Genomic DNA, 13084 nt, shown 5'->3' on the forward strand with positions numbered 1-13084 from the left:
CGAGTGATACGGTGTGCGTTCGTTTCGGGCCGGGCGCCGACCCGAGAGCTGCCCCTTGAGGTCGATGCTCGCCCGCCAAGAGAGGTGTGAACAGGGTGAGCCGGTTTCCGCTATATGACACGAGTCAGCACCACGATGCGTGTGGTGTTGGGTTCATCGCGGATCGGTCCGCCTCCGTGTCGCACCGCATCGTCCGTCTCGGCGTCCAATGTCTGCACAACCTCGATCACCGGGGTGCGAGAGCAGCAGACGGGACCGGTGATGGTGCCGGGGTCATGACCCGGATTCCGCACCGCATCGTCGAGCGTGACCTCACCGCAGCAGGAATCGCCCCTCCGCCCCGGGACCGCATCGGCGTCATCGCAGGTTTCTTCCCGCGAGCACGATCGACCTCGGACGCCAAGGCGATCATCGAGGCGGTCCTCGCGGACAACGGCATCGAGACGCTGCTGTGGCGTCGTGTTCCCATCGACCGCAATGTGCTGTCCGCGACCGCTCGGCGGACGCTTCCCAAGATCCGCCAGGCCTTCGTTGCTGCATCGGACGACATCGCGGATCCCGACGCCTTCGAGCGGGCGATGTTCCTCGCGCGCAAGCAGATCGAACAACGCGACGACCTTCCCGGGTTCACGGTTTCGTCGGCGTCGGCGCGTACCGTGGTGTACAAGGGTCTGTTCACCGCCGATCTCATCGAGGACTTCTACTGGGACCTCCGGGATCCCGCGTACGAATCCGATTTTGTGATCTTTCATCAACGCTATTCGACCAACACCCAACCGGCGTGGGAACTCGCGCAACCCTTCCGGATGCTTGCCCACAATGGGGAGATCAACACGATCCAGGGCAATCGTTCCTGGATGGCCGCGCGCTCGAATGATCTCGGAACGAGCGTCTGGGGGGATCGGACACCGGATCTTGCGCCGCTGGTGCGGCCGGGCATCGGGAGCGACTCAGCGAGCCTCGACGAGGCCTTCGAGGTGCTGGTCCGCTCGGGACGGTCCCTTGCCCATGTCAAGGAGATGCTGATACCCCAAGCATGGGAGAATGTCCCCGACCTCGATCCGTCGCTCAAGGCCTTTCACGAATACCACGCGTTCCTCACCGAGCCATGGGACGGTCCTGCCGCGATTGCTGCCTCGGACGGAACAACGCTCATCGCCGGACTCGACCGCAATGGATTGCGGCCTGCGCGTTGGGCCATCTCGCCGGACACGATCGTCGTTGCCTCCGAGGCAGGCGTTGCGCCCGAGATCGAGGTGGTTGCTCTCGAGACGGGACAGCTCGGTCCGGGGGAGATGCTCGAAGTCGACCTCGCCACGGGCACCCACACCATGTCGTTGGAACTCAAGCAGCGGCTTGCACGCCTTGCCCCATACGCCGACTGGATCACGATGCAGACCAACTATGTGAACGATCCGTTCGATGAGCTTCAAGACGAACGATTCGATCCCGACGCGCTCGCGCGGGTGTTCGGCTACACCTCCGAAGAGCGGCGGCTGCTGCTCGAGCAGATGACCGATGGCGTCGAACCGATCCTGTCGATGGGACACGACACCGGCCTTGCTGCATTGTCGCCGCATCCCCAGCGCATGCCGAGATATTTCCATCAAGCGTTCGCGCAGGTGACCAACCCACCGATGGATCCGATCCGTGAGAAGCTCGTGATGTCGCTGCTGACCTATGTGGGGAAGCACGGTTCGCTTCTCGAAGAAACCGAGCAGCAGGCACACATGATCGAGCTCGCGTCACCGGTCCTTTCCGATGCAGAAGTCGAGGCGCTCCGATCCTCGTCCGATCCGACCTTCGCTTCAGCGTGGATCGACATCTTGTACCGACCAGCACCGGGTGCAGCGCCCCTTGTCGACGCGATCGCAGCGGTCTGTGACAGGGCCGAGGAGGCGGTGAGGGCGGGAGCATCGATCATCATGCTGTCTGATCGTGCTACCGACGCGGACTTGGCACCGATCCCCATCCTGATGGCGGTCGGTGCGGTCCACCATCGGCTCATCGACACCGGCCTACGGCTCAACGCATCCATCATTGCCGTGAGCGGGGAGCCACGCGATGCGCACGACCTTGCATGCCTCATCGGCTTTGGCGCCGCAGCCGTGAACCCGTATCTGGCGATCGAGCAGGTACGAAGCATGGCTGCCGACGGGATGGTCGACCACGGTGTGGTCGAGGCGCAAGAGAACTATCGGTCGAGCCTTGAGAAGGGGCTTCTCAAGATCATGTCCAAGATGGGAATCTGCACCGTGAAGTCGTACCGGAGCTCCGAGCTGTTCGAGGCAATCGGCCTCGATGACGAGGTCGTCGACCTTTGCTTCCGCAATGTGCAGCGCAGGGTCGGAGGTGTCGGCATCGAGCGGATCGCCAACGATGTGTTGGTCCGACACGCTCGCTACCGCACGGGTGACACCGAGATCGAGGGCTACTACAAACACCGCGGCGGCGGTGTTCCACACGCTGCCGGCCCCATGAATGTCCTTGCCCTCCAGCGCGCCGTGCGCTCCGGTGATGCCGAGGCCTATGACCGCTATGTGAACCTGATCGAACACGAAACGCCCGCGATGGAGATTCGCGACCTGCTCGAGATCGGGACGCTCGGCGAACCGGTTCCGCTCGAGTCCGTGGAACCGGCGGAAGAAGTCATGCGGCGTTTCGTCACGGCAGCGATGTCGCTCGGCGCGCTGTCTGCTGAGGTCCACCAGACGCTCGCGGCGGCCATGAACCGGATCAGGGGCCGATCGAATTCGGGTGAGGGTGGCGAAGACCCCGCGAGGTACGGAACGGAGCTCAACTCGGCGATCAAGCAGGTGGCAAGCGGCCGGTTCGGTGTCACGCCGGGATACCTTGCATCTGCCGCGGAGTTCCAGATCAAGATGGCGCAGGGCTCGAAACCCGGAGAGGGCGGTCAGCTCCCCGGGCACAAGGTCACTGCCGAGATCGCTGCGCTGCGTCACACCGAACCAGGCGTGACATTGATCTCACCGCCTCCGCACCACGACATCTACTCCATCGAGGACCTCGCCCAGCTCATCTACGACCTCAAGACCTTCAAGCCCAAGGCGGCGGTGTCGGTGAAGCTGGTGTCGGGTCCCGGCGTCGGAACGATCGCCGTCGGTGTCGCCAAGGCCCATGCTGACGGCATCACCGTGTCGGGCAACGGAGGGGGAACCGGGGCATCCCCGCTGGTGTCGATCAAGCACGCCGGATCTCCATGGGAGATCGGTGTCGCCGAGGCTCACCAGGCGCTGGTCGCGAACGGGCTCCGTGGTTCGATTTCTCTCGAAACCGACGGTGGACTGCGCACCGGCCGTGACATCGTGATTGCTGCGTTGTTGGGAGCCGACCGATTCGGTTTCGGGACGCTTCCACTGCTTGCGCTCGGGTGCAAGATGGTCCGCCAGTGTCATCTCAACACCTGTCCCGTCGGGATCACGACCCAGCGCGAGGACCTGCGAGCCAAGTACACCGGTTCGGTGGAACAGGTGATCGAACTGTTCCGACTGCTCGCAGAGGATGTCAGGCGGCATCTCGCGCGAATCGGTGCGACCGCGATCGATGAGATCGTTGGCCGCGGTGACCTTCTCACCGCTACCGATGGCGGGATCGGTGCAAGCCTCGCCAGCTTGCTGGTTCGGGCAGACATCGGTGAGGAGCGGCCGTTCCGGCGCACGGCGCGCTCGCCCCTCGGCGACATCCTCGCCGATCTCGGCCGCGAGGTCGCCGAAACGGAACGGCCCACGGTCGTGTCCTTTCCGATCAAGAACACGGAGCGTTCGGTCGGCACCCGGCTCTCGGGAGATGTCGCTGCATCCAAAGGTGATGCGGGGCTCCCCGAAGGCACTTTCACGATTCGCCTCTCGGGAACGGCTGGCCAGTCCTTCGGAGCCTTCCTCTCGAATGGCATCGATCTCGACCTCGACGGGGTCGCAAACGACTATGTCGGGAAGGGCATGGGCGGTGGATCGATCTCGATCCGACCCTATCCGGGTACCCGGTCGGTTCCCCATGTTGCCGGCAACGCCTGTCTGTATGGGGCGACGGGTGGAGCGCTGTATGCCGCTGGATCCGTCGGTCAGCGCTTCGCGGTGCGCAACTCGGGGGCAACCGCCGTCGTGGAGGGAGCTTCGGACCATCTCGCCGAATACATGACCGGGGGCACCGTCGCGGTCCTCGGTCCGACTGGGCGCAATGTCGCGGCGGGGATGACCGGCGGCGTGCTGTATCTGTACGACGCGGACCTCGGGGTCAAGGGCAGGCTCGCGGACAGCGCAACTCGTCTCGAACGGCTCGGAGCCGACGATGGAAGGCGACTGCACGCCCTCGTTGCTGAGCACCACATTCGGACCGGATCCGGGGTTGCGAAAGCTCTCCTTGACGATTGGGACGACGCCGTGGATCGGTTCTGGGTACTGCGCCCCGAGCCCCCGGAGCCGCGGGTGATCGGTGCCACGGATGCGGCGACCGATGTCATCTCATCGCACCTCATCGATCGGGAGTCAACCGACGGCTTCCCGCCGCCGCTGCCGCTTGCGTCGAGGGAACAATTCGTCCGCTGAATTCGTTGTATGGGTACCTATTTGCGGCTGGGACGGGCGGCCGGTCTTCCCCCACTCCCACTCGCTGTCGCCCGACCAGCCGCAACATGGGCTCCGTGACACCAAGCGGGTGTTCGGAGCGGTTTCGTTGAGGTGCGCCGTGCGGTGGACTAGGATTCGCACTAGCCGCGTAGTGCAATTCGTGAGGTGATGTCATGACCACGGTGGATATCGATCTCGGTAGTTATCAGCTTGGCTGGTCCGACTCCGAGGACGCCTATGTCTACAAGCCCGAGAAGGGACTGACCGAACAGCTCATCCGCGACATGTCGAAGATGAAGGGTGAACCCGAGTGGATGCTCGAGTTCCGCCTCAAGGCGTACCAGCGGTTCTTGCGCAAGCCGACCCCGACCTGGGGCGGTGCGGGCTTGCTCGAGACCATCGACTACGACGACATCTACTACTACATCAAGCCGACCGAGGGCCAAGCCAAGGACTGGGACATGGTTCCCGAGTCGATCAAGGACACCTACGAGAAGCTCGGTATCCCCCAAGCAGAACGCAAGTACCTCGCCGGCGTGACCGCACAGTATGAGTCTGAAGTCGTCTACCACCGCAATCGCGAGGATCTCGAGAAACTCGGCGTGCTGTTCTCCGACATGGACACCGCCGTGCGCGAATACCCCGACCTCGTCCGCGAGTACTTCGGCACCGTCATCCCGCCGAACGACAACAAGTTCGCGTCGCTGAACTCGGCTGTCTGGTCCGGCGGTTCGTTCATCTATGTGCCCCCCGGCGTGCATGTCGACCAGCCCCTCCAGGCATACTTCCGGATCAACGCCGAATCGATGGGGCAGTTCGAACGCACCCTGATCATCGTGGACGAAGGCGCCTACTGCCACTATGTCGAGGGCTGTTCGGCGCCAACCTATTCAAATGACTCGCTTCATGCGGCGGTGGTCGAGGTCATCGTCAAGGACGGTGGCCGCTGTCGTTACACGACCATTCAGAACTGGTCGAACAATGTGCTCAATCTTGTCACCAAGCGGGCGACCGCCTACAAGAACGCCACCATGGAATGGATCGACGGCAACCTCGGCTCCGGGCTGACCATGAAGTATCCCGCGGTGTGGCTCATGGACGAAGGGGCACACGGGGAGGTGCTGTCGATCGCCTTCGCAAACACCGGCCAGGTTCTCGATGCCGGGGCCAAGATGGTGCATGCGGCACCACACACCACATCGCTCATCACCTCCAAGTCGATCAGCAAGGGGGGTGGCCGGTCGGCGTACCGCGGCCTTGTTCGGGTCGAGGAGGGCGCAGAGGACGCCAAGGCCTTTGTCCGGTGCGATGCGTTGCTGCTCGACGAGGACTCCCGATCAGACACCTACCCGTACATGGAGATCGAGGAGTCCGACATCGACATCGGACACGAGGCGACCGTGTCCAAGGTGGGTGAGGACCAACTGTTCTACCTGATGAGCCGAGGACTGACCGAGGAACAGGCGACCGCGATGGTGGTGGCGGGGTTCATCGAGCCCATCGTCAAGGAACTCCCGATGGAGTACGCCGTCGAACTGAACCGCCTCATCGAACTCCAGATGGAAGGCGCCATCGGCTGACCGCGGTTGCGCGTACCCACGCGTACCCAGGGTTCGCGGACCACCGAAATGGTCGCTGCCGACCCACAGAACGGATCGCCGGATCTGCCGCTCGTTACGCTGGGCGGCGATGCGCATCCGGGTAGCTGTCTGCACCGTACGGTACGAAGGTCGCCTCAACGCGTCGCTGCCTGAGGCAACGCGGCTCGTGATGGTCAAAGCGGACGGTTGCGTCGCGATCCATGCCGACGGTGCTGCGTACAAGCCGCTCAATTGGATGAACGCACCCAACACGATCACCGAGGACGACGATTCGTGGACGGTCGTCAATCCCAAGGGGGAGCGACTCACCATTCGATTCCGAGAGGTCCTCTTCGAGGAGTCGTTCGACATGGGAGACGACCCCGGGCTCGAAAAGGACGGTGTCGAGCTCGAACTCCAGCGGTTGATCGCGCAACGACCCGAGACGCTCGGTGCTGGCATGGCACTGGTACGCCGTGAATATCCGACGCCGATCGGCCCGGTCGACTTGCTGTGCCGTGCACAGGACGGTTCGACGGTTGCCGTCGAGATCAAGCGTCGTGGCGAGATCCAAGCCGTCGAGCAGCTCACCCGGTATCTCGAGTTCCTGAACCGCGACACCCGCATCGCCCCGGTCACGGGCATCCTGGCCGCACAGCTCATCAAGCCGCAGGCTCGGCTCCTTGCTGTGGATCGCGGCATCGAGTGCGTGGAGATCGACTACGACGCCCTGCGCGGTGCCGAATCAGACATCCTGCGACTCTTCTGAGGCCCGGCAGCGATCGAACGCGCGTGCGGCGAGGCGACGCTACGAGCCGTTGTTCGTCAGGGTCAGCACGGGGACCGCCGCAAGTTCGTCGAGAAGCGCCGTTCGAGCAGCCTTCCACGGTTCGTGGATCGCGCATTGCGTGGCACCCCCACACGGTCCACCCCTCAGGACGCAGGTCTCCGTGTCCGTTTTCCCCTCGACGGCCTCGATGAGATCGAGGACACTGATCGTGACCGGATCGGCGGCGAGCTGATAGCCACCGGTCGGCCCACGCTTGGAATCGACCCACCCCATGTGGACGAGGGGTGACATGATCTGAGGGAGGTAGGCCTGGGTGGTATCGATCGCTTCGGCAAGGTCCGACGACTGCATCGACGACTTCGACCGGCTCAGGACCCGCAGTGCATCAACGGCAAGCCCTGTCTTTTTCTGGATGGAGAATTTCACAGTTCCGAAGTCTAGAACATTTATATCTCAGATGGGTCGACTTCGGGCTGAAGTTTGTCCCCAACCGGGACCCTACATGAGCGACGCGAGATCGAATCGTGACGATGGATGTCGGAGCTTCCCGAGTGCTCTGGTCTCGAGCTGTCGCACTCGTTCCCTCGTGATGCCCAGTTCGGCCCCAACATCGGACAGGGTGCGCGGTGGTTTCGCGTCGAGTCCGTAGCGAAGCACGATCACGATGCGTTCGCGTTCGTCGAGCGTCTCGATCGCCTTGGTCAGTTCCGCCCGCTGCACGAGGTCCGCAACGACCGAGAACGGGTCCGGTGTTTGCTCGTCCTCGACGAAATCACCGAGCTGGGCGTCACCGTCTTCACCGACGCTCCGATCGAGCGACACCGTGTCTCCCGGTGCGCTCAGAGCGAGAAGGATCTTGTCCTCGTCGAGCCCACTGACCGACGCGATCTCGGCGATCGTCGGCATCCGCCGCAATTGCTCGTGGAGCGACAGCTCGGCTTCTTGCACGGTTCGCACGATGTCGACCATGTGCACCGGGAGCCTGATCGTTCGTCCGTTGTTGCCGAGGCCCCGCGTGATTGCCTGGCGAATCCACCAGGTCGCGTAGGTCGAGAACTTGAAGCCCTTGCGCCAATCGAACTTCTCGACGGCCCGAATCAGTCCGAGATTCCCTTCCTGGATCAGGTCGAGGAGATCGAGACCCCGGCCCGTGTAGCGCTTCGCGATCGAGATCACCAGCCGCAGATTCGACCGGATGAACTCCTGCTTGGCGTGGTCGGCAAGTCGGATGTGGCGAACCAGCTCAACCCGTGCAGCCGTATCGAGGCCCCCGGCGGTCGCAAGTCGCTCCTCTGCCTCACGACCCCGTTCGATGGTTCGGGCGAGTCGGATCTCGTCCTCGGCCGTCAGCAGTGCATGATCCGACACGGCGTCGAGGTACAGGCCGATCGCATCGGCAGTGCCCTTGACTCTCGCTGCCTCCGCCATCACCCCCGCCCCTTGGCTGTGAAACCGCGTCCCTTGCCGGGAACTGGAAGATATCACCTTTCGGTCAGTGTGGCAAGAGAGCTGTACGCTTCATTCGCAGTCTCTTGAGGCACCCGTTCGGGGCGATCGGCATGAAGCAACGGCCATTCACAGCACTTGTCTCGATGGTCGCGCTCGTCGTCACCGGTTGCACCGGCATGAACGGCTTCGGGCCCAGTGATGCGGTTATCCCACCGGAACGGGGAGATCCCACGCTGCGGATCGTCGTCCTCGCTGCAGACGACCTCGGTGAGCTTCCATCGACGGTGATCCTCGACGGAGCGGTGCTCCCGGGATCAGGAGGCACGAGGGAGATCCCATGGCGGCGAGAGCCGATCGAGGTGTCTGTCGCCGCAAGTGGATTCCACCCCCTCGATCATCGTATCGAGCGATATCCGGAGGGGGGAGTCGTCGAGTTCCGGCTCGAGCCGGTCGTGCTCACCGGCCGTATCACGACCCACGACGGACGGCCGCTCCCCGGAGCCTTGGTGGAACTGGGCGGCGACTCGGATCGGACCGACAACGAGGGCCGGTACGCGCTCGAGCGAGCAACCGAAGGCACCATGACCCTGTCACGGCCCGCATGGCAGACACGGACCTACGACTGGGATGGGACCATTCTCGAGGTGGACATACCGATGGAGCGGTTCGACATCAGGGCGATCCGAGCATCGGCGGCAGACCTCGGCGACTCGGCGGCCTGGGATCGGATGCTCGATCTGGCGGATCGCACCGCGATCAACGCCGTCGTCATCGACCTCAAGGACGAGAACGGGGCGGTGGTGTACGGTTCGACGCTGGCCAGGGCAGCCTCGATCGGGGCGATCAACAGCTACTTCGACGCCACGACCGTGGTCGCGGACGCCAAGGAGCACGACCTGTACACGATCGGTCGGATCGGTGTGTTCCAGGACGACTTCTACGCAACGGCCGAGCCGGACCACGCCGTGACAACCACAACCGGGGAGCTGTGGCGAGCATCGAACGGCCATGGCTGGGTCGACCCTTCGGACCCCGCAGGTTACGAATACTCGGTTGCGCTCGCCGAGGAGGCATGCCTTCTCGGATTCGACGAGATCCAGTTCGACTATGTCTCGTGGCCGATCGGTGATCTCGACAACGCCGTCTTCGACGGCGAGTACAACCAGGAGGTTCGGGTGGCGTCGATCACGGCCTTCCTTGAGCGTGCCTACACCGTACTGCATCCACGATGCGCCGTGTCGACGACCGTTCTCGGCATCGTGCTCGAGTCAGGAACCGACGAGGGGGTGGGTCAGGAGCCGTCGGCGATGTCCGGCGCAGTCGATGTCCTATCGCCAACCCTCTACACGACGAACTACGGCGCCGGGTGGAAGGGGATGGATGATCCGAACGATCACGCCGTCGAGGTTGTCACAACGGCCCTCGACGGTGGTGCCAGCAAGCTCGTCGGTTTTGCCTATCTGCGTCCGTGGCTCCAGACCTGGGCGATCAGCGAAACGGATCAGCGAGCCGTACAGTCAGCGGTCAGCAACGATGGCATGGGGTGGCTGTTGTGGAGCAACAACGCGCAATACACGATGGGGAACCTGCCGAGCGGTTAGCGAACCTCACCGAGGAGCTGATCCAATGTCGACGCTGCCCTCGACTGGTGGCATGGCGCGAGGAGGTGGCAAGGACCAAGCGTGCCGCCTTTGAAGGTGAGGAGTATTGGGGCAAGCCGGTACCGGGGTTCGGGGATCCGATGGCTCGGATCGTCGTCATCGGCCTCGCACCCGCTGCACACGGGGCCAACCGCACCGGGCGCATGTTCACCGGTGATCGTTCAGGTGATTGGCTGTTTCGCGCGTTGCACACGGCGGGTCTGGCATCGCAGCCACATTCGGTCTCGACAACCGACGGGCTCACGCTGTCAGATGTCTGGATCACGGCACCGGTGCGGTGTGCGCCGCCCCAGAACAAGCCGACACCGGCAGAGCGGGATGCGTGCTCGTCGTGGTTCGATGCCGAACTCGGGATGCTCGCCAACGCCCGAGTGTTTGTCGCGCTCGGTCAGTACGGCTATCACGCCCTGTGGGCCCACCTGGCTCGTGCAGGACAGCCCCTCCCGGTCCCACGGCCGAAGTTCGCCCACGGTCTCGAGACCGCCATCGGCCCCCTCACGATTCTCACCAGTTTCCATGTCTCCCAGCAGAACACCTTCACGGGAAGGCTGACGGTCGAGATGCTCGATGCCGTGTTCTTGCGAGCCGTACGGCTCGTGTCGTGAGCGACGACATGCACGCCCGGGTCCTCCATGGGGGCGTGATGGGCAATTCACCTATCGTCGTATTGGAAACGCCGAGGATCCAGTAACCTCGGAGCATCCCAGCAAGGACATCTGGCGTGACAACACCCGCAACCATCGGAATCGATGACGCCGCGTGGATGGCGACTCGGCGCTCGGACGCGAGCCAACGGCTCGCGACCACAACCATGCCGTCCGAACGCGAGGAGGTCTGGCGCTACCTCGACCTCGACTTCGATCCCGACTTCGGCTCGGCGCCGCTCGCGCCCGGCGCTTTCCCTTCCGCTGATCAGTTGATGGACGACTGGGTCGGCTCGGTGATCTCGATCGTCGACGGGTTCGTTACGACCGACGGTGTGCACACCGTTGTATCCGAGCCGGAGGCGACCGACGACGGTGTCGGATCTGATCTGTTCGCAACAGCGTACGATGCGCTCGCCCCGGGTGCTGCGCTCGTGGATGCCGGTCATCTCGGGGAGCCGGTCTTCGTCGATATCGCAGCGACCGGCCCCGGAACCACCTTTCCGGGAGTGCATATCCACGCGCCCGCCGGATGCGATGCCTCGGTGGTGATCCGCTACCGGTCCGCTTCCGATGACGCTGCCGTGGTCGTGCCGCGCCTCACCGCCAAGGTCGGCGACAATGCTCGGCTCGCACTCACGATCATCCAGGACTGGAACTACGCGACGAGGGCGATGGGGCGAGCCGTCGTCGATCTCGGGCAGGATGCGGGGCTGACCCTGTCGGAGGTCGGCCTCGGTGCACTCCTTGGTCGCTTGCACCTCGATGTCAACTTCATCGGCCGCGGATCGTGGGGTCAGATCCACGGTGCCTACTTCGGCGAGGAGAACCAGACCCTCGACTACCGGTACTTCATGAACCACATCGGGACCAACACGCGGTCTGACATGTTCCTCAAAGGTGCCGTGGAGGACGAGGCGCTGTCGGTGTTCACCGGCATGATCAGGATCGAGACGACCGGCCAGAAGACCGAGGCGTTCCAGACGAACCGGAACCTGATCCTTTCACGCGGTGCGTCGGCACAGTCCGTTCCCAACCTTGAGATCCTCGCGAACGATGTCAAGTGCGGTCACGGATCGAGCGTCGGTCCCCTCGACGAGGACCAGCGCTACTACCTGATGAGCCGAGGGCTGATTCCCGAGGTCGCCGACCGGCTGCAGGTCCGGGGCTTCTTCGAGGAGGCCATCGCCAAGATCCCCCATGCGGATCTCGCACCGTGGATCCGCGAGCGGATCAACGCCAAGTATGTCCTTGCCCAGGAAGAAGGCAGGGTATGACGATCCATTCCCTCGGCTCCATCGATGCGCTCCCCGACGGAAAAGGGACCCGTTTCGATTTCGGTGATGAACGCATCGCGGTGTTCCGTGTCGGCGGGGCGGTGTATGCCATCGGAGATCGCTGTAGCCATGCGGAGGCATCGCTGTCTGAGGGCGAGCTGTTCGGGCTCGAGGTCGAGTGTCCGAGGCATGGTGCCGAGTTCGACATCACCACCGGTGCCGTCTGCTCGCTGCCAGCGACCAAGCCGGTTCCGTCGTACCCAACGGAGGTGCGTGACGGTGAGGTCCTCATCACGATCACAACGAAGGAAGAAGATGTCAAGCGCACTTGAGGTCAGCAATCTGACCGCGTCGATCGGAGATCTCGCGATTCTCAAGGGGGTCGATCTGGAGGTGCCGTTCGGAGAGGTCCACGCGGTGATGGGACCAAACGGTTCCGGGAAGTCGACCCTCTGCCATGTCCTGATGGGCAAGGACGACTACACGGCGTCCGGCACGGCTCGGGTGGACGGAGTGGACATCATGGGCATGACCGTCGATGAACGGGCCCGCGTGGGGCTGTTCGAAGCCTTCCAGTATCCGACCGAGATTCCGGGCGTCACGCTCGATGATCTCGTCGGTGCGATGGCGGCGTCGAACCCCGACGACGACGGATTCTGGGCGCGCGCCGATGCGACCGCACAGACCCTGTCGATGGATCGATTCCGGAAGCGGTCGGTGAATGTCGGGCTGTCCGGTGGCGAGAAGAAGCGTTCGGAGATGTACCTGCTCGGCGTTGCGAACCCCAAGGTGGCGATCCTCGACGAGATCGACTCGGGTCTCGACATCGACGCGGTGCGCGAGGTCGCAGCGCTGGTCGAGTCCATGCGAAGCGACGAGCGCGCTGTGCTCATCATCACGCACTACAGCAGGATCCTGCGCTACCTATCGGTCGACCGTGTCCATGTCATGGTGAGCGGCAAGATCGTCAGAAGTGGTGGTCCCGAGGTCGCAGAGGAACTCGAGTCCGGCGGCTACGCCGAATTGCAGGCAGCAGCTCGGTAGCGCACAGGCAGCCGGCTGCGGTGTGATCCGAGTGAGGTCCGGTGCCTTGCGTT

The 13084-nt window shown here is 63.6% G+C and carries 10 protein-coding genes; 8 read left to right on the forward strand and 2 right to left on the reverse strand.

The features are described 5' to 3' along the window. Window positions 1-95: 95 nt before the first annotated feature. From gltB to nucS, 3 genes are all read left to right on the forward strand, one after another. Window positions 96-4565 (forward strand): glutamate synthase large subunit, encoded by a 4470-nt coding sequence (gene gltB, locus R2823_09815; protein ID MEZ5176484.1) that lies wholly within the window; start codon window positions 96-98, stop codon window positions 4563-4565. Window positions 4566-4759: 194 nt separating this feature from the next. Next, a complete protein-coding gene (gene sufB, locus R2823_09820) occupies window positions 4760-6166 on the forward strand; it encodes a Fe-S cluster assembly protein SufB (GenBank protein MEZ5176485.1) in 1407 nt (468 codons plus the stop codon). Between the two features lie 109 nt (window positions 6167-6275). After that, window positions 6276-6935, forward strand: a complete 660-nt coding sequence (gene nucS, locus R2823_09825; protein MEZ5176486.1) for an endonuclease NucS — start codon at window positions 6276-6278, stop codon at window positions 6933-6935. Between the two features lie 39 nt (window positions 6936-6974). Here nucS and R2823_09830 read toward each other — a convergent pair whose 3' ends face one another. Further along, window positions 6975-7382: an Rrf2 family transcriptional regulator gene (locus R2823_09830; protein MEZ5176487.1), complete on the reverse strand. Its 408-nt coding sequence runs from the start codon at window positions 7380-7382 to the stop codon at window positions 6975-6977. A gap of 72 nt (window positions 7383-7454) precedes the next feature. Continuing rightward, window positions 7455-8384 carry a sigma-70 family RNA polymerase sigma factor gene (locus tag R2823_09835; protein MEZ5176488.1) on the reverse strand — a complete coding sequence of 310 codons (930 nt, stop codon included), beginning with the start codon at window positions 8382-8384 and terminating at the stop codon, window positions 7455-7457. A 131-nt stretch (window positions 8385-8515) separates the two neighbouring features. Between R2823_09835 and R2823_09840 the strand changes: the two genes are divergently transcribed. The 5 genes from R2823_09840 to sufC all read left to right on the forward strand — a co-directional run bounded on the left by R2823_09840 (window position 8516) and on the right by sufC (window position 13031). Next, window positions 8516-10006 carry a putative glycoside hydrolase gene (locus R2823_09840; GenBank protein ID MEZ5176489.1) on the forward strand — a complete coding sequence of 497 codons (1491 nt, stop codon included), beginning with the start codon at window positions 8516-8518 and terminating at the stop codon, window positions 10004-10006. A 47-nt stretch (window positions 10007-10053) separates the two neighbouring features. Further along, window positions 10054-10671: a uracil-DNA glycosylase gene (locus R2823_09845; protein MEZ5176490.1), complete on the forward strand. Its 618-nt coding sequence runs from the start codon at window positions 10054-10056 to the stop codon at window positions 10669-10671. Between the two features lie 116 nt (window positions 10672-10787). Continuing rightward, window positions 10788-11987 carry a SufD family Fe-S cluster assembly protein gene (locus R2823_09850; protein ID MEZ5176491.1) on the forward strand — a complete coding sequence of 400 codons (1200 nt, stop codon included), beginning with the start codon at window positions 10788-10790 and terminating at the stop codon, window positions 11985-11987. Then, window positions 11984-12319, forward strand: coding sequence for a non-heme iron oxygenase ferredoxin subunit (locus tag R2823_09855; GenBank protein ID MEZ5176492.1), 336 nt, complete (start codon window positions 11984-11986; stop codon window positions 12317-12319). The genes R2823_09850 and R2823_09855 overlap by 4 nt, the downstream gene beginning before the upstream one ends. Beyond that, on the forward strand, window positions 12303-13031 hold the full coding sequence (gene sufC / locus R2823_09860; protein ID MEZ5176493.1) for a Fe-S cluster assembly ATPase SufC: 729 nt from the start codon (window positions 12303-12305) through the stop codon (window positions 13029-13031). The genes R2823_09855 and sufC overlap by 17 nt, the downstream gene beginning before the upstream one ends. Window positions 13032-13084: the final 53 nt, after the last annotated feature.

The organism is Acidimicrobiia bacterium (assembly GCA_041393965.1).
Lineage (GTDB): Bacteria > Actinomycetota > Acidimicrobiia > Spongiisociales > UBA5794 > UBA5794.

Coding starts and splice junctions, on each gene's coding strand:
- sufC (MEZ5176493.1), top strand. CDS start 12,303: ATGTCAAGCGCACTTGAGGTCAGCAATCTGACCGCGTCGATCGGAGAT.
- R2823_09855 (MEZ5176492.1), top strand. CDS start 11,984: ATGACGATCCATTCCCTCGGCTCCATCGATGCGCTCCCCGACGGAAAA.
- nucS (MEZ5176486.1), top strand. CDS start 6,276: ATGCGCATCCGGGTAGCTGTCTGCACCGTACGGTACGAAGGTCGCCTC.
- sufB (MEZ5176485.1), top strand. CDS start 4,760: ATGACCACGGTGGATATCGATCTCGGTAGTTATCAGCTTGGCTGGTCC.
- R2823_09840 (MEZ5176489.1), top strand. CDS start 8,516: ATGAAGCAACGGCCATTCACAGCACTTGTCTCGATGGTCGCGCTCGTC.
- R2823_09835 (MEZ5176488.1), bottom strand. CDS start 8,384: ATGGCGGAGGCAGCGAGAGTCAAGGGCACTGCCGATGCGATCGGCCTG.